25 protein-coding genes are annotated in these 19,262 nt (G+C 66.3%); all 25 read left to right on the top strand.

What is annotated here, in order from left to right:
• Positions 1–1,886 (top strand): strawberry notch C-terminal domain-containing protein (locus tag FFS08_RS17870; RefSeq protein WP_502702048.1); only part of this gene is annotated, 1,886 nt, incomplete at its 5' end.
• On the top strand, positions 1,886–2,920 hold the full coding sequence (locus FFS08_RS17875) for a DUF7146 domain-containing protein (protein ID WP_111467817.1): 1,035 nt from the start codon (positions 1,886–1,888) through the stop codon (positions 2,918–2,920). The genes FFS08_RS17870 and FFS08_RS17875, both read left to right, overlap by 1 nt.
• Before the next feature lie 307 nt (positions 2,921–3,227).
• Positions 3,228–4,151: a DUF2493 domain-containing protein gene (locus FFS08_RS17880; protein ID WP_099957450.1), complete on the top strand. Its 924-nt coding sequence runs from the start codon at positions 3,228–3,230 to the stop codon at positions 4,149–4,151.
• A 43-nt stretch (positions 4,152–4,194) separates the two neighbouring features.
• Positions 4,195–4,740 carry a hypothetical protein gene (locus FFS08_RS17885; protein ID WP_207802739.1) on the top strand — a complete coding sequence of 182 codons (546 nt, stop codon included), beginning with the start codon at positions 4,195–4,197 and terminating at the stop codon, positions 4,738–4,740.
• Between the two features lie 283 nt (positions 4,741–5,023).
• Positions 5,024–5,188 carry a hypothetical protein gene (locus FFS08_RS23605; protein ID WP_164712595.1) on the top strand — a complete coding sequence of 55 codons (165 nt, stop codon included), beginning with the start codon at positions 5,024–5,026 and terminating at the stop codon, positions 5,186–5,188.
• Positions 5,189–5,387: 199 nt separating this feature from the next.
• On the top strand, positions 5,388–5,774 hold the full coding sequence (locus tag FFS08_RS17890; protein ID WP_502702049.1) for a hypothetical protein: 387 nt from the start codon (positions 5,388–5,390) through the stop codon (positions 5,772–5,774).
• 563 nt (positions 5,775–6,337) lie between these two features.
• Positions 6,338–6,664: a DUF736 domain-containing protein gene (locus FFS08_RS17895; protein WP_099957448.1), complete on the top strand. Its 327-nt coding sequence runs from the start codon at positions 6,338–6,340 to the stop codon at positions 6,662–6,664.
• A 185-nt stretch (positions 6,665–6,849) separates the two neighbouring features.
• Entirely contained in the window at positions 6,850–7,092 is a 243-nt protein-coding gene (locus FFS08_RS17900; RefSeq protein WP_099957447.1) for a helix-turn-helix domain-containing protein, read from the top strand.
• Between the two features lie 120 nt (positions 7,093–7,212).
• Positions 7,213–7,479, top strand: coding sequence for a DNA -binding domain-containing protein (locus FFS08_RS17905; protein ID WP_099957446.1), 267 nt, complete (start codon positions 7,213–7,215; stop codon positions 7,477–7,479).
• Positions 7,480–7,580: 101 nt separating this feature from the next.
• The gene (locus FFS08_RS24105) at positions 7,581–7,940 is read left to right on the top strand and encodes a transcriptional regulator domain-containing protein (protein WP_099957445.1); all 360 of its coding nucleotides are present in this window, start codon (positions 7,581–7,583) and stop codon (positions 7,938–7,940) included.
• Positions 7,828–8,370, top strand: a complete 543-nt coding sequence (locus tag FFS08_RS24110) for a DUF2285 domain-containing protein (protein ID WP_207802738.1) — start codon at positions 7,828–7,830, stop codon at positions 8,368–8,370. The genes FFS08_RS24105 and FFS08_RS24110 overlap by 113 nt, the downstream gene beginning before the upstream one ends.
• A gap of 178 nt (positions 8,371–8,548) precedes the next feature.
• A complete protein-coding gene (locus tag FFS08_RS17920; protein ID WP_099957444.1) occupies positions 8,549–8,827 on the top strand; it encodes a helix-turn-helix transcriptional regulator in 279 nt (92 codons plus the stop codon).
• A gap of 9 nt (positions 8,828–8,836) precedes the next feature.
• On the top strand, positions 8,837–9,727 hold the full coding sequence (locus FFS08_RS17925) for a replication initiator protein A (protein WP_099957443.1): 891 nt from the start codon (positions 8,837–8,839) through the stop codon (positions 9,725–9,727).
• Positions 9,728–9,935: 208 nt separating this feature from the next.
• Positions 9,936–10,574: a ParA family partition ATPase gene (gene parA / locus FFS08_RS17930; protein ID WP_037455276.1), complete on the top strand. Its 639-nt coding sequence runs from the start codon at positions 9,936–9,938 to the stop codon at positions 10,572–10,574.
• Positions 10,571–10,825, top strand: coding sequence for a ribbon-helix-helix protein (locus FFS08_RS17935; RefSeq protein WP_099957441.1), 255 nt, complete (start codon positions 10,571–10,573; stop codon positions 10,823–10,825). Before parA ends, FFS08_RS17935 begins: the two co-directional genes overlap by 4 nt.
• A complete protein-coding gene (locus tag FFS08_RS17940; protein WP_111467815.1) occupies positions 10,822–11,343 on the top strand; it encodes a DUF2840 domain-containing protein in 522 nt (173 codons plus the stop codon). Before FFS08_RS17935 ends, FFS08_RS17940 begins: the two co-directional genes overlap by 4 nt.
• On the top strand, positions 11,340–11,885 hold the full coding sequence (locus tag FFS08_RS17945) for a S26 family signal peptidase (protein ID WP_099957439.1): 546 nt from the start codon (positions 11,340–11,342) through the stop codon (positions 11,883–11,885). The genes FFS08_RS17940 and FFS08_RS17945 overlap by 4 nt, the downstream gene beginning before the upstream one ends.
• A gap of 46 nt (positions 11,886–11,931) precedes the next feature.
• A complete protein-coding gene (locus tag FFS08_RS17950; RefSeq protein ID WP_111467814.1) occupies positions 11,932–12,279 on the top strand; it encodes a DUF736 domain-containing protein in 348 nt (115 codons plus the stop codon).
• Between the two features lie 3 nt (positions 12,280–12,282).
• Positions 12,283–13,044: a lytic transglycosylase domain-containing protein gene (locus tag FFS08_RS17955; RefSeq protein WP_111467813.1), complete on the top strand. Its 762-nt coding sequence runs from the start codon at positions 12,283–12,285 to the stop codon at positions 13,042–13,044.
• Positions 13,045–13,288: 244 nt separating this feature from the next.
• Positions 13,289–15,028, top strand: a complete 1,740-nt coding sequence (locus FFS08_RS17960) for a relaxase/mobilization nuclease domain-containing protein (protein ID WP_137863684.1) — start codon at positions 13,289–13,291, stop codon at positions 15,026–15,028.
• Positions 15,029–15,054: 26 nt separating this feature from the next.
• Positions 15,055–17,043 carry a conjugal transfer protein TraG gene (locus FFS08_RS17965; protein ID WP_111467812.1) on the top strand — a complete coding sequence of 663 codons (1,989 nt, stop codon included), beginning with the start codon at positions 15,055–15,057 and terminating at the stop codon, positions 17,041–17,043.
• 9 nt (positions 17,044–17,052) lie between these two features.
• Complete coding sequence (locus tag FFS08_RS17970; protein ID WP_111467811.1) at positions 17,053–17,487, top strand: CopG family transcriptional regulator; 435 nt, start codon at positions 17,053–17,055, stop codon at positions 17,485–17,487.
• A 217-nt stretch (positions 17,488–17,704) separates the two neighbouring features.
• Positions 17,705–18,640, top strand: coding sequence for a P-type conjugative transfer ATPase TrbB (trbB, locus tag FFS08_RS17975; RefSeq protein ID WP_341538222.1), 936 nt, complete (start codon positions 17,705–17,707; stop codon positions 18,638–18,640).
• Positions 18,637–18,969, top strand: a complete 333-nt coding sequence (locus tag FFS08_RS17980) for a TrbC/VirB2 family type IV secretion system protein (RefSeq protein WP_111467809.1) — start codon at positions 18,637–18,639, stop codon at positions 18,967–18,969. The genes trbB and FFS08_RS17980 overlap by 4 nt, the downstream gene beginning before the upstream one ends.
• Complete coding sequence (locus FFS08_RS17985) at positions 18,969–19,250, top strand: VirB3 family type IV secretion system protein (RefSeq protein ID WP_099957431.1); 282 nt, start codon at positions 18,969–18,971, stop codon at positions 19,248–19,250. Before FFS08_RS17980 ends, FFS08_RS17985 begins: the two co-directional genes overlap by 1 nt.
• The last annotated feature ends 12 nt before the right edge of the window (positions 19,251–19,262 follow it).

The raw sequence follows: 19,262 nt of genomic DNA on the forward strand, positions 1-19,262 counted from the left end.
TTGCTGAGGTCGACGGAACCGTAGTTATCTGGAGTGAAATCATGGAAAACCGAAGGAAACCTGCGCCTACCGCCGCCACGCTCGACATAAACTGCGACTGCAAAGAATATGTCCTCGACTATCTCGCCCATTCGTTCCCGGTACAGCTCTACGAGCCGTTTTCCGACAGCGAGGGCAACCTGTCGTCGCGGCCGGTCTATCGCGACGGTCAACCCGTCGAGAGCCGCGAGGCTGTCGCCCGGCGTGACGAACTGATCGAACGGCTCGCATCGCTACCGCCGGTTCCTGGTGCGCTCGACCAGATCGTCCAGCGTTTCGGCACGGACGTTGTCGCCGAGGTGACCGGCCGCTCGCGGCGCGTCGTGCGCAAGGGCGATCGGCTCGCCGTCGAGAACCGGGCGGCCTCCGCCAATCTCGCCGAGGCGGCCTCGTTCATGGACGACGACAAGCGTATCCTCGTTTTTAGCGACGCCGGCGGCACCGGCCGCAGCTATCACGCGGACCTCGCTGTCCGAAACCAGCGCCTGCGCGTCCACTATCTGCTGGAGCCTGGCTGGAAGGCCGACGCGGCGATCCAGGGGCTCGGCCGCACCAACCGGACCAATCAGGCCCAGCCACCACTGTTCCGACCGATCGCCACCGACGTGAAAGCCGAGAAGCGCTTCCTCTCGACCATCGCGCGGCGGCTCGACACGCTCGGCGCCATCACGCGCGGCCAGCGCCAGACCGGCGGCCAGGGCCTGTTCCGGCCCGAGGACAATCTCGAATCCCACTACGCGCGCGATGCGCTGCGCCAGCTCTACCTGCTGCTCGTGCGCGGCAAGGTCGAGGGATGCTCGCTCGATCGCTTCGAAACCGCCACCGGCCTCAAGCTGATGGACGACAACGGCATCAAGGACGAGCTGCCGCCGATCACCACTTTCCTCAACCGGCTGCTGGCGCTCACCATCGAGTTGCAGGGCATCCTGTTCACCGCCTTCGAGCAGCTCCTGACGGCGAAGATCGAGGGCGCGATCCGCAGCGGTCACTATGACGTCGGGCTGGAGACGCTGCAGGCCGAGAGCTTCGTGGTCACCGACAGTCAGGTGATCCACGTCCATCCCGGCACCGGCGCGGAGACGCGGCTCCTGACCATCACGCGCCGGGAGCGTAACCGACCCGTCACGCTGGCCGCTGCGCTCGACCATCTCTCCGATCCGCGCGCGCGGCTCTTGGTCAACGGTCGCTCCGGCCGGGCCGGGGTCCAGATGCCGGCCCCGTCGATGATGCTCGACGATGGCGAGATCGAACGCCGTGTCTGCCTGATCCGGCCGATGGAGCAGCATTATGCGCCGCTGCGTATGATGGACGAAAGCCACTGGGAGGAAGCCGATCCCGATCGCTTCGCAGCGGCTTGGGAGACCGAGCTTGCCGACATCCCGGACTTCTCCGACAGCACGATCCACATCGTCGCCGGCCTGCTGCTGCCGATCTGGAAGCGCCTGCCGGACGAGTCGACCCGGGTCTACCGGCTTCAGACCGATGCAGGCGAGCGCATTATCGGCCGCCGCGTCTCGCCGGCCTGGGCTGCGAACGCCACCTCGCAGGGGGCGAGCACGTTGAGCCCGGAACATGCTTTCGCCGCGCTGATGGAGGGGCGCACGATCCTCGATTTGGCCGAGGGCCTCCAGCTTCGCCGCGCCCGCGTTATGAGCGCCTATCGCCTGGAGCTGACCGGCTTCACCGAGGCGATGCGCGAGCGGCTGCGGGCCTATGGCCTGTTCAGCGAGATCATCTCCTGGAAGCTGCGCTTCTTCGTGCCGGCTGACGCCAGCGGCGTGAGCATACTCACCAAGCTGCTCGACACTTATCCGGTGGCGCGCATCTCCGAACGGGAGGCCGCGTGATGTCGCGTCACGACGCTTCCGATCTCGCGCAGCGTCTCGGCCGGCAGGCTGAGGCGGTGTGCCGCCATTACCTCTCCAGCGGGCGGCGCGAGGGGCGCTACTGGCTGGTCGGCGACGTGCGCAACACGCCCGGCCGCTCGATGTATGTGCGGCTCAAGGACTCACCGAAAGGTCCGGCCGGCAAATGGACCGACGCCGCGACCGGCGAGCATGGCGATCTTCTCGACGTGATCCGGGAGAGCTGCGGCCTCATCGACTTCAAGGATGTCGCCGACGAGGCACGGACCTTCCTCAGCATGCCGCCGCCCGAGCCGATGCCGGCAAACCCGCGTCAGGCGCCTGCGCCGCACGGATCGCCCGAGGCGGCCCGCCGCCTGTTCGGCATGTCGCAGCCGATCACGGGCACGCTCGTACAGTCGTACTTACGCGAACGCGGCATTACGGATTTACGCGGAACCGGAAATCTGCGCTTCCACCCGCGCTGCTATTATCGGCCCGACGAGCATTCTCCGACCGAGACCTGGCCGGCGATGATGGCCGCCGTCACAGACCTTGGCAGCAAGATCACCGGGGCGCATCGGACCTGGCTCGACCCACGACGCCGCGACAAGGCGCCGCTCGACACACCGAGGCGTGCGATGGGCGATCTTCTCGGCAACGCGGTTCGCTTTGGCACGGGCGGCGAAGTCATGGCGGCCGGCGAAGGCATCGAGACCGTCCTGTCGGTCAGGCAAGTCTTGCCCGACATGCCGATGCTGGCGGCGCTCTCCGCAGCCCATCTCGCCGCCATCCTGTTCCCGGACACGCTGCGGCGGCTCTATATCCTGCGCGACGACGATCCAGCCGGTGACGGTGCGCGCGACAGCCTGGTCGAACGGGCGAACGCGGCCGGGATCGAGGCGATCGTGATCTCGCCCCAACGCGGCGACTTCAACGAGGATCTCCGCACCCTCGGCATCGATGCGCTCAGAAGCCAGACCCGGATGCAGATCGGGCCGCAGGACGTGGCGCGCTTCATGGGTCTGGCGGCATAGCCGGCAGGAGGAGGGTGGCGGCGATGCCGCCATACCCGTCCGGATGCCCCATACAATTGAGAGGACCGCGCCTCGGCCTTCGAGAGGGCGATCGGCCCACAGTCGGGCCGGCCCGGCAATGGCGGCGGCCGACTATTTTCCGGCGGCGCGTGCCGCGCCTTTCCATCGCGAGGCAAAATAGCCGGCCTTCGCCATCCTCCGCTGACGCTCCGGCCCTGCGCTGCGCTCCGGGTGCAGAGCCGGCCCGCCGGTGGGCTTCGTCGCCATGAAGGCCGCGACGGTCGCGGTCCTAACGACGGAGCATCCCATGGACGACCACGACGACTTCGAACCCCACCACGAATCCTCACCCACCGACCATGTTCTCAACGAATTGCAGCTCCACGGCTACCGGCCCTTCGCCGATGAACCGGACCAGCGGCTTCTTCCGGACGGCAACGCGGTCGCGGGCGCCGTCGCCGACATCTTCGACGCGCTGATCGTCACGCTGGAAGACACACGCCTCGAACCCGATCTCGACGATCTCCTCTGGTCGACCGTCAACGTTTTCCATCGCGCCACCGAACGGATCGCACGCGAGCTCGACGATAACGAGCAGGCTCAAAAGCGCTCGCAGCGAGAACAGGACGGCAGCGAGGTGAAGTCGGTCGAACTCGAGCGCCAGATCGCCGAGGGCAAAACGCTCATCGAGCGCCAGGCCGCCTTCGAGCTGATGCGCGACCAGGCCGCCGAACACTACGAACGGCACGTCGGCAAGCCCTGGCTTCCGCGCAGCGGATCGAAGGTCAACCATCGCAATCTCACCTCGGCGATGATCGACAGCCGCGACTTCCTGATGGCGAAAAAGCGTGCCGATCAGGAGGTCCTTCTTCCTCCCGGCCCGAAGATCGTCCTCACCGGCGGGCTCGACTTCAACGATCACCGGCTCATCTGGGCCAAGCTCGACCAGGTGCTTGAGAAGCACTCCGACATGGTGCTGGTACACGGCAAGTCGCCGAAGGGCGCTGAGAAGATCGCCTCGCTCTGGGCGAAGAACCGCAACGTCCCACAGATCGGCTTCGCGCCCGACTGGACGAAGCATGGCCGCGCAGCGCCGTTCAAGCGCAACGACGAGATGCTGGAGATCGTGCCGAAGGGCGTGATGCACTTCCCGGGCACGGGCATCAACGACAACCTGGCCGACAAGGCGAAGAAGCTCGGAATCCCGGTCTGGAAGTTCGGCGGCGCGTGAGCGCCGTCAGACTTCGCAATACTTGCCGATCACGAGTATTGTTATGCGGCCGAATATCACGAAGGAAAAGCCTCTGAAGCTCGACCTGGATCTTCCGGCGCGCACCGAACCGCTCATCATTCCCTGGCCGTCGCCGGGAATGCCCGGCGGGTTCCTTCAGTTCGACGATCCGCAGACATGGCGGAAATTCATCGTCGGGCTCAGCATCGACGAGCGCATTCCGGACATCGTGCGCGCGAAGTTCGCGCGCGCGCAGATACTCTACCTCCTGGGATGGGTCGACCGCGACGTGCTGAAAGCCGGCGAACTTGCGGCGCTGATCGCCCTCGCACTCGCCACGATGGACCGGTACGGCGGCCAGATCCCGAAGAATGGCCGCACCTTCGCGACGCTGCTGAAGCACGTGGTGGATTCCGACGGCCTGACCGACACGCACATTCCGATGATCGTCCGCACCGGGGGCACCGCGATCGGGTTCGTCACCGGCGAGGCGAAGCCCAGCCTGAGCCAGCGGCGCAACGGCATGGCCCATGGCGATCAATTCGACGGCTGCCGGTCGTTGGACTGCTCGAGCTGGTGCGCGACCTGATCAACTATGCCTACCGCGATATTGGCGACGCCCCGGCATGGCGAATGCAAGTGCTGCCCGACTGACGGGACAGGACCGGCTCCCGACGCCGAGCACCACACCCGCTTTTATGCGCTGATCCTTGGTCAGACTGGTCGCTTGGCGCCATCAACCCGTAAAGGGTCGGCTATGCGAGCATGCCGCCGCTGCGGCTGCGCCTGCGCGGTGATTGCAGCGACCAGTCCGACACTTCGGGCGCCTGTCAGCGGGGGATGGTCCTCCGCTCGAAACAGGAGCCGGATCGATGTCCCTCAAGCAAGCGAACGCCTTCGCCTTCAGCCTCGCCACCTCGCTGATGGCCGCTATCGTCATCTTCCAGGCCGGCGACGGCACCCATTCAGTCACGCTCGCCAGCGAATATGACGGCGACGCCGCAGCGATTGTCCATGAGATCGATCCTTTTGCCTGACCGGGGCAACCCCGTCCGCCGAAGCGGGAAGTCCCCCGGGATTTCCGCTCCCGGCGCACTCGATCTTAAGCTATAGTGCGGTCGCGCCGTGGTGGTGGTGGCAGGCGCAACCGTCAGACCTTTTGGCACGGAGGCCACCACTATGATCATCCTCGCAATACTCGCATCTGTCGCGGCCATAGGCGGGCTTTGCTGGCTGTTGTTCACGCTGGCCGTCTTTGCGCTGCCGGCCTTCGTCGGCTTCGCCGCAGGCGCCTGGGCCAACGGCACCGGCGCCGGCATTGCCGGCGCGATCCTCGTCGGCATGGTCGCCGCGGCCGTCACGTTCGCGGTCGGGCAGCTCCTCATCACCTTCGCAAGGCCGATGTGGCTGAAGCTCGGCGTCGCCATCGTATTCGTCGCACCCGCCGCCGTCGCGGGCTTCCACGCCACCCATGGCATCGTGAAGCACCTGATGCCCTCGGACGTTTGGCAGATCACTTTCTCCGTCATCGGGGCCATCGCCGTTGGCATCACGGCCTTTGCCCGGGTCGCAGGAATGGCAAAGGCCAGCGGCCCCACCAGCCGAGACCTTGCGCGGGCCTGACGTCACCCATGCCTCATGGTGCGGACCAGGGCGACGATCGGGGCAAGCGTCCCCGTCAGGAGAGTGGGCGGTTGCGGGGCTTGGAAAGCGGATCGTCGTTCGGCCCTGAGAGCGACCCACGGCGTGCGCTGGCGAAGCGTCAGCCGTCGTAGCGGAAACCGAGATTCGTTGATGCGGGGACTTCCGCCGGAGGCAGGCCGGGTCAGGATGCCGTGATCGGCCCGGACAGAGGACGACAGCTCGCCGGTGAGGTTCGCGGCGATGTCATCTTGGCGGCAGCGGCGGGGCGCCATCTCTCCCTTTCTGCCCGTCACGCGACCGCTCCAAACGGCCTCTCTCATGGCCTGATCTGGCCGAAGGCCGGCTTCGCCTCGATCGCCTATGACGCAACAGCCGCGTCAAACTTTCTTCCCCTGCCGGCTGCGCCGTCATTCCTCGCGAGACAAGAAAGCCCTCCTTAGCTGTCAAGCCCCTTCGGGGTGCGCCGTCGATCGCCTCCGGCCAACCGATCGCCATCGAGGCCGCAATGGTGCGGGCTCGGGAACGGAAAACGGAGACTTACAATGGCGACCATCGGCACCTTCAAGAAGACCGGCTCGAACGAGTTCACCGGCGAAATCGTTACCCTCAGCGTCCAGGCCAAGAACGTCCGCATCGTCCCGGACCAGCGCGCCACCGGCGAGAACGCCCCCAGCCACCGGGTCCTGGTCGGCCGCGCCGAGATCGGCGCCGCCTGGTCCAAGCGCTCCAACGAGGGCCGCGACTACCTGGGCCTCAAGCTGGACGATCCGAGCTTCAACGCCCCGATCTACGCCAACCTCTTCGACGACGAGGACAGCGACACCTTCTCGCTGATCTGGTCCCGCCCCAACGGGCGCCGGGGGGACTGACGCCCGGCGCAAGGCCCCGGCCGAAAGGCCGGGGCCTTCGGCGTCCAGGGCGACCGAATCAGTCACCGCGAAAGCGCCTCCCTGGCAGGCCCGAGAGCGCGATTCAGGTGGAAATATCGCTATGAAGCGACTATTATAGTCGTAGTTCTGGCGTGCGCGTAGGTCCGAGTGGGAGGTGATCATGCATGATCACCGCCCGACAATCGCGGGCCGCACGCGCTTTGCTGGGTTGGACACAGGAGACGCTCGCGGACAAGGCCCGTGTATCCCTCACCGCACTCAAGCGACTGGAATCCGAGAGCAATCTCGGGATCTACGAAAGCACGCGCGACGAGGTGAGACGGGCCTTGGAACGAGACGGGATCGTCTTCTTGAGCTCCGACCAAGGCGTAGGGGTCATGCTTGTCGATCACCAGGTTCGACGCTGAATATTGGCATATCGCCCCCGTGACGCGATTGTCCGGCGACACGGCTTGCATTCGTAACGGCGTCAGATCATCGTTAACAAATCCCTCCACAGTGGATATTCCGGACAGCAGGGGGATGCGGTGACGACGCACGACTTCAAGGATGAAGCACCAACGGGATCGGCTCTCACGCCGTACGACCGGGCGCATATGGCCTTGTACCTGCGCCTGATCGATTCATGGCGCGACGGAGCCGACTGGAGAGAAGCCACTCGCACGTTGTTCGGCCTCGATCCTGACGCTGATCCGGAGCGTTGCCGTCGCGTTCATGCGACACACCTCGCACGGGCGCGCTGGATGTCCGAGCACGGCTACCGCGAAGTCGCGAGAGAGAGCCTTGCCCGTTAGCGCCCGCGATGCCTCGGGAGCAACACCTGTTGCTTCAACCTGGACTTCCGCGCAACGCAACTCACGGTAATCATTGTCAGTCCGAACTCGATCGGAAGACGATGAGGAGCAAAGCTGTGACGCCGGATCCCTCTCAGTGGCGAGCCTCGGCAAATTACGATCACGTCGATAGACTGAGCGCTTCTGATCTTGCTTGGGAGTGGCTTCGGCGCAATGACGCCTACGACCGTGACTTCACGGCGCTCCTCCATCGAGACCTCTCTCCCGAACAAGATCTAGAAGACTTCCGACTTCGTTGGGGGTTGCGATTTCCCCGTCGATCCGCTGGATCCGCCGCCGGCCGCTGCCGTGCTCTGGTCGCCTACGGACGATACCAGCACTGTTATTCTCGACACGGCGCCGGACCTTCTCGCGACGACGACGAGCACAGCGGCGATATTACCGCCGCCGCTTGCATCTGATGCAGTCGGCGCAGATTTCAGAGTACATGACGCTGGCGCCCCATCGCTCCAGCTCATCCAGATCGGCGATGCGGCGACGATCACACCGCTGGTTGCGGTCATCCCGCTCGACATCACCGGCTTCGACCGTCTGGAGTCGGTTGAACGCCTGCTCGCGACGCTTCATCATCGCGCCGTGCCGCCAGACACGCGATTGACAGCCCAGCAACGTGCGAGAGCTCGCAGAATGCTCCAGGCATTCGACGGATTCCGCTATGGCGCCACGCAACAGTCGATCGCGAAGGTGATCTTCGATATCGACGATGTCAGCCGCGACGAATGGCAAGCCTCGTCGCGCCGACATGCAATCATGTCTCTGCTACGCGAAGCTAGACGCATGATCGAGGGTGGTTACCGTAAACTTCTCCGGCATCGCCGCCGCCGCGACTAACCGGCGTCAGCCCGCTATGCGGCGCGCCGCAGACCGCCGGCCTCGGACGATGCGATCACGGTGTGGGAATTAGGCTCCCCCCAACTCTCCACGACAACTGACCGGCCTTCTTTCGCCACCGTACCCGCAAGCCGCCGCTCATCCGTAGCGGCCGCCGCGAGAGCACGGAGGTTCGATCATGGGCGAGGAAGCCGCCAATCTACCGCCACGATACCTGCGGACCGAGGAAGCAGCGCGCTTCTTGGGCCTATCAGAGCGCACCCTTGAAAAGCACCGTACGTATGGCACTGGTCCAACCTATCGCAAGTTGGGTGGCCGCGTCGTTTATTCCATAAACGACCTTCAAGCCTGGGCAGATCGCGGTCTCGTCACCTCGACCTCCGATCCGAGCGGAAACGTTCCACCCGCCAAGCCCCAGAAGGCCGCGTCGCTCGCCGTAGGCCGCACACTGCGCTGAGACGGTCGCATGTCGCCCCGTCATCAGCATCACAGCGGCGAGCGCGCGCAACTCGATCTGTTCCGGGCGCTGCCGGGCGATCTCGCGCCCCGCGACGCGCAGGATCTCATGGCCTATCCGTTCTTTTCGCTCGCCAAGTCGAAGCGCCTGGCGCCGATCGACTTCAAGGCGGGATCGGTCAAGATCCGCGTCGAAGCCGTCGCCGAGCACGGCATGGCGACAATCTGGGATGCCGACGTCCTGATCTGGGCCGCCTCGCAGATCGTCGAGGCGCGGGACGTCGGCTTGCAGCCGTCACGCCTCATGGCGACCACTCCCTACGAAATCCTCAACTTCATCGGCCGCGGCGTGTCGCTGCGCGACTACGACCGCCTCAAGGCTGCGCTCGACCGACTTCAGTCGACGACGGTAGCGACCTCGATCCGCCAGCCGACCGAGCGGCGGATGCACCGCTTCTCCTGGATCAACGAATGGAAGGAGCGCGCCGACCATCGCGGCCGGCCGCTCGGCCTCGAGCTGATCGTGCCCGATTGGTTCTACGCCGCCGTCCTCGACGACGCGCTCGTGCTGACGATCGACCGCAATTATTTCGGTCTGACGGGAGGCCTGGAGCGCTGGCTGTACCGCCTCGTGCGCAAGCACGGCGGCAAGCAGGAGTTCGGCTGGAGCTTCGATTTCCCGCATCTCCACGCCAAGTCGGGCAGCCTCTCGCCACTCAAGCACTTCGCCTACGACCTTCGCGACATCGTCCGCCGCCAACCGCTGCCAGGCTACCGCCTGACCATCGAGCAATGCCTCGGCGGGCCGGAAATCCTCTCCTTCGTGCCGACCGATCCGGATGCCCTCGGCATCCCGCGTCGTCGTCGCCGGACCAAACCTCACCCTGGGGATAAGCTGTGAATCGTCTCGTGCTATCAGGGACCGGCACTCTCGTGCCATCGGGGACCGGACTCTCGTGCTATCGGGGACCGAAATCGCCGAATCCTCGCGCTGAATCAGCAGCTTGCGAGCCCCGTAACTTATCTAACCTAGATTCCTACGGAATCTTTCTAACGCGACCGCGCTTTTCGGCCGCTGTGGACGAGTCCCCGATCGCCGGGAGACCGTCATGATCGTCGCGTTGCTCAACCAGAAAGGCGGGGTCGGAAAAACCACGCTCGCCCTCCACCTGGCTGGTGAATGGGCTCGCCGTGGACAGCGTGTCACGCTGATAGACGCCGACCCCCAGGGTTCGGCGCTCGACTGGTCGCAGCAGCGCAGCCGGGAGGGGCTGGAGCGGCTGTTCGGTGTCGTGGGCCTGGCCCGCGACACGCTCCACCGTGAAGCGCCGGAGTTGGCCCGCGACGCCGACCACGTCGTCATCGACGGTCCACCGCGCGTTGCCGGGTTGATGCGCTCGGCGCTGCTCGCGGCCGACCTCGTGCTGATCCCGGTGCAGCCGTCGCCGCTCGACGGCTGGGCCTCCGCCGAAATGCTCGCGCTGCTCGGCGAGGCGCGCATATATCGGCCGCAGCTCGCCGCCCGCTTCGTGCTGAACCGCTGCGCGGCCCGCACGGTGCTGGCACGTGAGACCGCCGAGACGCTCGCGGATCACGACCCGCCCTTACTCTCGACCACGATCGGCCAACGCATCGTCTTCGCCGACGTCGTGCAGACCGGCCGGCTCGCCGCCGAGCAGGACGAGGATTGTCCTGGCGCGCGCGAGATCGCCGCGCTCGCGGCGGAAGTCGCGAGGATCGGCGCATGAGCGAACGGTCCCCAAAGCGCAGCTTTGCAGCGCGTCCCGCCGATCCCGAAAGCTGGATCAAGGCGCCCGATCGCCACGCCGCCCGCGGTCAGCCCGCCGAGGACTACTCGGCCCGGCTGACGATAGACGTCACCGCCGACATGCGCGGCCGCATCAAGATTGCCGCCTTTCAGCGCGGCCAGACCGTCGCCGACATGCTGCGCGCGCTGTTCGAGCGCGAATTCCCACCCCCGTCAGGAGAAGGACAATGACCGGCCTTGTCGCCGCGCCAGCGCGCGTCGGCCGTGCTGCCGCCGAGCCGCCGCCCGAAGCGTTCACTGAGGTCGAACTCGTCTGGATCGAGAAGCAGACGGAGCACTGGGTCCGCTTCGGCCGAGAGCGGCGCGAGCAGATCCTCGATCGCCGCCGCCGCATCCTTTTCTTCCCTCCCGGCAGCGTCTTCGCGCTCGTGCGCTGGGCGGCGAACGAGCATGGCACCGTTCTCTCGCGGCTCAACATCCTGCGCACGGTTGAACGCGGCGCAGCGTGCCAGACCGTTCCGACGGTCACGCCGGGCGCAGAGGTCCTGCTGCATGTCGATGGCTGGCCGAAGGTTGAGCGCATGCTCCAGCTCATCGACGCCATCGAGGCGCGCGGCATCGATCCGATCGACGTTTCGCCCGACCATTGGCGCCACGTCCATAACCGAATGACCGTTGGCGAAACGCCGCGCGCCTATGGTCCGCGCCAGCATCGCGCCTTTCTCCTGCGTCGGAGGATCGGCGCATGACCCGGCTCTCCTACGCCGTCATCACGACGGCGGCCGTCTCGCTTATCGGCGTAGCTTCGATCGCTTCGTTCGCGCCGCGCCTGATCTGGAACGCGTCCGCCAGCACGCCGGTCGGCTTCTACACGATCGGCGATGTGGGCGCGGTCGACGTGACCGATCTGGTGGCCGTAGACGCGCCCGAGCCGCTCGCAACCTTCCTGTCCGATGGCGGCTACCTGCCGCGCGGCGTGCCGCTCTTGAAGCGCGTCGCCGCGGTCCCAGGTCAGCGCGTTTGCCGGACCGGGCTCGCCATCACCGTCGACGGCGTGCCGATGGGCGACGCGCTCGATCGCGATCGTCGCGGTCGCCCGCTCCCGGTGTGGCAGGGCTGCCGCTCGGTCGCCGCCGGCGAACTGTTCCTGATGAACTGGCAAGTCCGCGACAGCCTCGACGGTCGCTATTTCGGCCCGCTTCCGGCCTCCGCCGTGATCGGCCGGGCCACCCCTCTCTACACCGACGAGGACGGCGATGGCCGCTTCGTCTGGCGCGCGCCGACGCGGTGACGGCGCGCCCATGACCCTGTCCACCGCAATCTGAAGGAGACGACCCATGCCCGTGGTCGGTCAATTCATACGCGAAAATGACGGCTTCATCGGCCACCTGACGACGCTGTCTCTACACCAAGACATCATTATCGTCGCGGCCGAACCGTCCGATGCGGAGAAGGCGCCAGACTTCCGCGTCCATGTGCTCGACACCAACAGCAACGAGACCGGCGCGGAGATCGGCGCCGGCTGGAAGCGCACCGGCGAGAAAGCTGGCGAGTACGTATCGCTGCAACTCGACGATCCGACCTTTGAACATCCGATCCGCGCCAACCTGTTCCAGTCGGCCGACGACAAGTCCGCCTGGGGCCTGCACTGGAACCGCCCGCCGAAGCGCGGCGAGCGGGACTGAACGATGCCCGCCGCGCGCCGTCAGCCTGCCGTCGGAGGGAGGATCATCCTCCGACGCGCAGCCTTCCTTCTCCTTTCCGGCCTGATCCTCGCCGCGCCGGGTGCGAGCACTGCCTACGCACAGCAAGCGCCCGCCGAGCGGCCATCGCGCAGCGATCCCTTTGGCGCTTTCATCGCGGAGGCGGCGCAGAGGTTCGGCGTTCCAGAAGCGTGGATACGCGCCGTCATGCGCGCCGAAAGCGCCGGCGATGTGCGCGCCATCTCCCCGGCGGGCGCGATGGGCCTGATGCAGATCATGCCTGCCACATGGGCCGACCTGCGCGTCCGCCATCGGCTCGGCGGCAATCCCTACGACCCACGCGACAACATTCTGGCAGGCGCTGCGTATCTGCGTGAGATGCACGACCGCTACGGTTCGCCCGGCTTTCTGGCGGCCTACAACGCCGGTCCCGGCCGGTACGAAGAGTATCTCGCCGGCCGCCCATTGCCGGCTGAAACGCGCGCCTATGTCGCGACGCTTGCCCCCGTTGTCGGCGGCGGTGAACTCGTAGGCCCCGTCACGGTGGCGGCCGCCGATCCGCTGGCTTGGACGCGGGCGCCGCTCTTCGTCGTGCAGTCGTCCGGCAGGGCGTCTGCCGTTCCTTTGCAGACTGAGCGCGAGCCAGACGCCACCACGGCGGCAGCCCCGGAGCGCGATGAAGGCCCGGTGGCTGCGCTCACCGATGGCCTTTTCGTCGCGCGCAATGTCCCCGGTGGCCCGCGATGACCGCGTTCGCACCCTTTCGCATTGTGGCGTGCTCTGGCGGGCGAAAGGCGGTCTGGAGAGGAGGAGCAGTCAGCACAACCGCACGATGGCGAGATAAAAGCCGGCGATGTGCGGCTTGGTGCGGTCGTGTGTTTTCAGAGGCTTATGGCACATTCGCGCGAGGTGCGCCTAATCGGCGCAGCCTGCGCATTCGCCATTTTGCCAAGGCTTTCCGCGCGTTTGCGCGATGTGCGGGGCCTCGGCCATGAGCGGCGACGACGATTTCCGCATCCGACCTGGCCGCATCCGTTCGACCCGCGCACAGCAGGCGCGGCCCTTTATTGCCCAGGCGCTTGCCGCCGCACAGCGGGCCGGTGGACGCGTCTCGCGCTCCGGCCAGATCAGCAAGGGCAATCGCTCGCGGTTCGGACGCGGGCAGCGCGCGACGGTGCAGGCCAATCGGCTGCTCACGAGCCGGTCGCGCAACGTCGTCATCAAGACACGCGTCGTCCGTCATAGCGCGCGGGCCGCGCCGCTCTCCGCACACCTCAGCTATCTCCGCCGCGAGGGCGTCACCCGGGATGGGGAGAAGGCGCACCTGTTCGGCCCTGAGACCGAGGACGCGGATCCGAAGGCTTTCGCCGAGCGCACCCAGGACGATCGGCATCACTTCCGGTTCATCGTCTCACCGGAGGACGCGACCGAGATGAGCGACCTCAAGACCTTCGCGCGCGAGCTGATGGGTCAGATGGAGAAGGACCTCGGCACCAAGCTCGACTGGGTCGGCGTCGATCACTGGAACACCGACAACCCCCACGTCCACATCATCCTGCGAGGGCGCACCGATGACGGCCAGGACCTCGTTATCTCCCGCGATTACATCAAGGAGGGCATGCGCGCCCGCGCGCAGGATCTCGTCACCCAGGAGTTGGGGCCGCGCACCGAGCAGGAGATCCGGCGCAACCTGGGGCGTCAGGTCGAGGCGGAACGCTGGACCGATCTCGATCGCCAGATCGCCCGCGACAGCTATCGCACGGGCGTCGCCGACCTCGCCCCACATCCCGATCGGCAGCCAGACGAATTCCACGCGCTGAAGGTCGGTCGGCTGCGCAAGCTGGAGACACTCGGCCTCGCCGATCAGATCGGTCCCGGCCAGTGGGTCGTATCGGAGAATGCCGAGAAGACGCTGCGCGCGCTTGGCGAGCGCGGCGACATCATCAAGCGCATCCACCGCGGCCTAACCGAACGCGGCATCGAGCGCGGCGCCGCGAGCTATGTGCTCGCCGGCGAGAGCATTGACGATCCGGTCATCGGCCGGCTGGTCGACCGCGGCCTCGATGACGAGCTGAAGGGCACGGCCTATGCCGTGGTCGACGGCACCGACGGGCGCACCCACCACATCAAGCTTGCCGATCTCGACGCCGCCGGGGACAGCTCACCGGGTTCGATCGTCGAGCTGCGCAAGTTCGACGACGCGCTGGGCCGCCGGCGTGTCGCGCTCGCCGTTCGCTCGGATCTCGATATCGAGCGGCAAGTTCATGCAACCGGCGCCACCTGGCTCGACCGGCAGGCCATCGCCCGCGAGCCGGTAGCGCTCGGCGGCGGCGGCTTCGGCGCGGAGGTGCGCCAGGCGATGGACCGGCGCGCCGACCATCTTATCGCCGAGGGGCTTGCCGAGCGTCAGACGCGCGGCGTCAGCTTTTCGCCGGGGCTGATCGAAACCTTGCGCCAGCGCGAGGTCGAAGCGCTGGGGGAGAAGCTCGCGGCCGAGACCGGCCGGCCATTCTCGAAGGCCGGAACGGGCGAGTATGTGGCAGGCACCTATCGCCAGCGCTTCGCGCTCGCGTCGGGCCGCTTCGCCATGATCGACGACGGCCTCGGCTTCCAGCTCGTGCCCTGGTCGCCCTCTCTCGAACGTCAGCTTGGCCAGCACGTCTCCGGCGTCTCGCGCGGCGGCGGCGGCGTCGACTGGAGCTTCGGTCGCAATCGCGGCCTCGGCATGTAGCCCAACCAAGAAAGGAGTGCCCCGCCATGTCGGCGACGAAAATCCTCTGGGGTCAGATCCTCACCGTCTTCCTGATCGTGTTGATGACGACCTGGGGCGCGACACAATGGACGGCCTATCGTCTCGGGTTCCAGCCTCAGCTCGGACTGCCCTGGTTCGAACTGGCGGGCTGGCCGATCTACTATCCGCCCGCCTTCTTCTGGTGGTGGTATTTCTACGACGCCTATGCGCCGCCGATCTTCGTCGAGGGCGCCTATATCGCCGCATCGGGTGGCTTCATCTCCATCGCCGTCGCGATCGGCATGTCGGTGTGGCGGGCACGCGAAGCGAAAAACGTCGAGACCTATGGCTCGGCCCGCTGGGCGCGGCCGGAAGAGGTGAAGGCCGCGGGCCTGCTCGGTCCGGATGGCGTCGTGCTCGGCAAACACGAGCGCGACTATCTTCGACATGACGGCCCCGAGCATGTGCTGTGCTTCGCGCCGACGCGTTCCGGCAAGGGCGTGGGCCTGGTGGTGCCCTCGCTCTTGACCTGGCCAGGCTCGGCGATCGTCCACGACATCAAGGGCGAGAACTGGACGCTCACCGCCGGCTATCGCGCTCGGCATGGCCGCGTGCTGCTCTTCGATCCGACGAATGCGAAGTCGGCGGCCTACAACCCGTTGCTCGAGGTGCGCCGCGGCGAGTGGGAGGTGCGCGACGTGCAGAACATCGCCGACATTCTGGTCGACCCGGAAGGCTCGCTCGAGAAGCGGAACCACTGGGAGAAGACGTCGCACGCGCTTTTGGTCGGCGCGATCCTGCACGTCCTCTATGCCGAGGCCGACAAGACCTTGGCCGGCGTCGCCGCCTTCCTGTCCGATCCGAAACGCCCGATCGAGTCGACCCTCGCGGCGATGATGAAGACCGCCCATCTCGGCGAGGCCGGCCCGCATCCGGTGATCGCCAGCGCGGCGCGCGAGTTGCTCAACAAGTCCGACAACGAGCGATCAGGCGTGCTGTCGACCGCGATGTCCTTCTTGGGCCTGTATCGCGATCCCGTCGTCGCCGAGGTCACCCGCCGCTGCGATTGGCGCATCGCCGACATGGTAGGCGGCAAGCATCCGACCACGCTCTACCTCGTGGTGCCGCCTTCTGACATCAACCGGACCAAGCCGCTCATCCGTCTCATCCTGAATCAAGTCGGGCGCCGGTTGACCGAGGACCTGCACGCCAAGGGCCAGCGCCATCGTCTACTCCTGATGCTCGACGAGTTTCCCGCGCTCGGGCGCTTGGACTTCTTCGAGAGCGCGCTTGCCTTCATGGCAGGCTATGGCCTGAAGGCCTTCCTCATTGCGCAATCGCTGAACCAGATCGAGAAGGCCTACGGCCCGAACAACTCGATCCTCGACAACTGCCATGTTCGGGTCAGCTTCGCGACCAATGACGAGCGCACCGCCAAACGCGTTTCCGATGCGCTCGGCACCGCCACCGAGATGAAGGCGATGAAGAACTATGCCGGCCACCGGCTCTCGCCCTGGCTCGGCCATATGATGGTGTCGCGCTCGGAGACCGCACGGCAACTGCTCACGCCGGGCGAGATCATGCAGCTACCGCCGTCGGACGAGATCGTCATGATCGCCGGCATTCCACCGATCCGCGCCAAGAAGGCGCGCTACTATGAGGACAGCAGATTTCAGGAACGCATCCTGACGCCACCTGCACTCACCAAGCCGACAACCGCGAGGGCCGACGACTGGAGCACGCTGGCTTTGCCCGAACGTCCGGTGTTGAACACGGCCGTCGCCGTGGAGGATGCAGGCGATGATGATGACCCAACGGATTCGGAGCGTCGGCACCAGCCTGAGCTGAGCCGCACCAAGACGGTCGAGCGCAAGCCGGTAATCGAGAACGAGTTCGAGATAGACCCTCGCGATGAAGTCGAGGAGGACGCCGCGCGCCTCAGCCGCATGACCCAGACCATGCGCCAGGTCGCTCGCCAAGCCTCGCTCGATCCGGGCGACGGCATCGAGTTGTAGGAGGCGCCCGTGAGCAAGCCGCCGAAGAAGCAGCGCCTTTCCGTCTATCTCGACCCGGACGTGATGAAAGCACTGGCGGCCCATGCAGCTCGACGCGATCTCTCGCTGTCGCTGGTTGCCGAGGCCGGCATCGCATCCTTCCTTTCGCCAGACGCCGCGGAACGGCAGGAAGCAGCGACCACAAAGCGGCTCGATCAGCTCGACCGGCGAATGGCGCGCATGGAGCGCGATCTCGGCATATCGGTCGAAACGCTCGCCGTGTTCATCCGTTTCTGGCTGACGTCCAATCCGCCGTTGCCCGAGCCGGCCCAGGTTGCGGCGCGTGCGAAGGCGGCGGAGCGCTACGAAGCCTTCGTGACCGCGCTCGGCCGTCGACTCGCGACAGGACCGAAGCTCAGACAGGAGATTTCGGAAGACATCCCGCCCGCGCGCGACGCGGAATAATCATCGACGCGCGCGCCGCAAGTATTCGGGCGTTCCGCCGTTCTCCTGTCTTTGTACGCCACAGTACGACGGCCATGCGACGGTTGTTGTCAGGCCATGATTTCTGCCTCTTCTACTCATCCCCGATCCAGGGCCGCACATCGCGGACCCGCAAGAGAACGGGGACGACGTGGCGGCAACTCACCAGAAATCGGAAGCGATTCTTCGCGGTGCGCGAATGCTGCGCACAGCCCTCGGGTCTGCGATCGCCACGTTTCTGGAAGATCCCGCGATCGTCGAGGTGATGCTCAACCCCGATGGGCGGCTCTGGGTCGACCGGCTGTCGGAAGGTCTTTCCGATACGGGTGAACGACTGTCCCCCGCCGATGGCGAGCGCATCATTCGCCTGGTCGCGCATCATGTCGGCGCCGAGGTGCATCCCGGCGCTCCGCGCGTTTCGGCCGAGCTGCCCGAAACAGGAGAGCGGTTCGAAGGGCTGTTGCCCCCGGTGGTTTCCGCGCCGGCCTTCGCGATCCGCAAGCCCGCCGTCGCGGTGTTCACCCTGGACGACTATGTGGCGGCCGGGATCATGTCGGCTGGTCAGGCCGAAACCCTCCGTCAGGCCGTGGCCGACAGGCGCAACATTCTCGTAGCCGGCGGCACCTCGACCGGCAAAACCACGCTCACCAACGCTCTGCTCGCCGAGGTCTCGAAGACCTCGGATCGCGTGGTCCTGATCGAAGATACGCGCGAGCTGCAATGCGCTGCGCCCAATCTGGTGGCGATGCGGACGACGGACGGCGTCGCCTCGCTCTCCGATCTGGTCCGCTCTTCGCTCCGCCTACGGCCGGATCGCATTCCGATCGGCGAGGTCCGCGGCGCCGAAGCACTCGACCTGTTGAAGGCATGGGGCACCGGGCACCCAGGCGGCGTCGGAACGATCCATGCCGGCACCGCGATCGGAGCGCTGCGGCGTCTCGAACAACTAATCCAGGAAGCAGTCGTCACCGTCCCGCGCGCGCTGATCGCCGAGACGATCGATCTGGTGGCCGTGCTCTCCGGCCGCGGCGCCTCGCGTCGCCTGGCCGAACTCGCCCGCGTCGAAGGTCTCGGCCCTGAGGGCGACTACCGCATCACCCCCGCAAGCCAGCCCTCCGCAGGAGACCCGTCATGATCAAACCCGCTTTGCGTATCCGCCAGCACATCGCCTCAGCGGCGTGCATGATTTTTCTTTCGCTCGCTTTGGCACCCGCCGCCCACGCTTCGGGCTCGTCCATGCCCTGGGAGGCGCCGCTTCAAAAAATCCTCGAATCGATCGAGGGGCCGGTCGCGAAAATCATCGCCGTTATGATCATCATCATCACTGGTCTGACGCTCGCGTTCGGCGACACGTCGGGCGGCGCCCGCAAGCTGATCCAGATCGTGTTCGGCCTGTCGATCGCGTTCGCGGCGTCGAGCTTCTTCCTGTCGTTCTTCTCGTTTGGCGGCGGGGCGCTCGTCTGATGGCTGACGGCGCGGATCATGGCGGCGAGCTGCCGGGCTTCTCCGTTCCCGTACACCGGGCGCTGACCGAGCACATCCTGCTCGGCGGCGCGCCGCGTTCGCTCGCCATCCTCAACGGCACGCTGGCGGCCGCGCTCGGCCTCGGCCTTCGCCTATGGCTAGTCGGCCTCGGGCTTTGGGCTGTGGGGCATTTCGCGGCGGTTTGGGCGGCCAAACGCGATCCGCAGTTCGTCGACGTCGTGCGCAAGCATCTGCGCGTCCCCGGTCACCTGTCGGTCTGAGGGAACGACGCG

It is taken from the genome of Sphingomonas sp. 1F27F7B (assembly GCF_005503355.1).
GTDB lineage: Bacteria > Pseudomonadota > Alphaproteobacteria > Sphingomonadales > Sphingomonadaceae > Sphingomonas.

Excerpts from the sequence above, each read along its gene's own strand:
- FFS08_RS17875 (WP_111467817.1), top strand. The coding sequence starts at position 1,886 with ATGTCGCGTCACGACGCTTCCGATCTCGCGCAGCGTCTCGGCCGGCAG.
- FFS08_RS17880 (WP_099957450.1), top strand. The coding sequence starts at position 3,228 with ATGGACGACCACGACGACTTCGAACCCCACCACGAATCCTCACCCACC.
- FFS08_RS17885 (WP_207802739.1), top strand. The coding sequence starts at position 4,195 with ATGCGGCCGAATATCACGAAGGAAAAGCCTCTGAAGCTCGACCTGGAT.
- FFS08_RS23605 (WP_164712595.1), top strand. The coding sequence starts at position 5,024 with ATGTCCCTCAAGCAAGCGAACGCCTTCGCCTTCAGCCTCGCCACCTCG.
- FFS08_RS17895 (WP_099957448.1), top strand. The coding sequence starts at position 6,338 with ATGGCGACCATCGGCACCTTCAAGAAGACCGGCTCGAACGAGTTCACC.
- FFS08_RS17900 (WP_099957447.1), top strand. The coding sequence starts at position 6,850 with ATGATCACCGCCCGACAATCGCGGGCCGCACGCGCTTTGCTGGGTTGG.
- FFS08_RS24105 (WP_099957445.1), top strand. The coding sequence starts at position 7,581 with ATGAGGAGCAAAGCTGTGACGCCGGATCCCTCTCAGTGGCGAGCCTCG.
- FFS08_RS17920 (WP_099957444.1), top strand. The coding sequence starts at position 8,549 with ATGGGCGAGGAAGCCGCCAATCTACCGCCACGATACCTGCGGACCGAG.
- FFS08_RS17925 (WP_099957443.1), top strand. The coding sequence starts at position 8,837 with ATGTCGCCCCGTCATCAGCATCACAGCGGCGAGCGCGCGCAACTCGAT.
- parA (WP_037455276.1), top strand. The coding sequence starts at position 9,936 with ATGATCGTCGCGTTGCTCAACCAGAAAGGCGGGGTCGGAAAAACCACG.
- FFS08_RS17935 (WP_099957441.1), top strand. The coding sequence starts at position 10,571 with ATGAGCGAACGGTCCCCAAAGCGCAGCTTTGCAGCGCGTCCCGCCGAT.
- FFS08_RS17940 (WP_111467815.1), top strand. The coding sequence starts at position 10,822 with ATGACCGGCCTTGTCGCCGCGCCAGCGCGCGTCGGCCGTGCTGCCGCC.
- FFS08_RS17945 (WP_099957439.1), top strand. The coding sequence starts at position 11,340 with ATGACCCGGCTCTCCTACGCCGTCATCACGACGGCGGCCGTCTCGCTT.
- FFS08_RS17950 (WP_111467814.1), top strand. The coding sequence starts at position 11,932 with ATGCCCGTGGTCGGTCAATTCATACGCGAAAATGACGGCTTCATCGGC.
- FFS08_RS17955 (WP_111467813.1), top strand. The coding sequence starts at position 12,283 with ATGCCCGCCGCGCGCCGTCAGCCTGCCGTCGGAGGGAGGATCATCCTC.
- FFS08_RS17960 (WP_137863684.1), top strand. The coding sequence starts at position 13,289 with ATGAGCGGCGACGACGATTTCCGCATCCGACCTGGCCGCATCCGTTCG.
- FFS08_RS17965 (WP_111467812.1), top strand. The coding sequence starts at position 15,055 with ATGTCGGCGACGAAAATCCTCTGGGGTCAGATCCTCACCGTCTTCCTG.
- trbB (WP_341538222.1), top strand. The coding sequence starts at position 17,705 with ATGCTGCGCACAGCCCTCGGGTCTGCGATCGCCACGTTTCTGGAAGAT.
- FFS08_RS17980 (WP_111467809.1), top strand. The coding sequence starts at position 18,637 with ATGATCAAACCCGCTTTGCGTATCCGCCAGCACATCGCCTCAGCGGCG.
- FFS08_RS17985 (WP_099957431.1), top strand. The coding sequence starts at position 18,969 with ATGGCTGACGGCGCGGATCATGGCGGCGAGCTGCCGGGCTTCTCCGTT.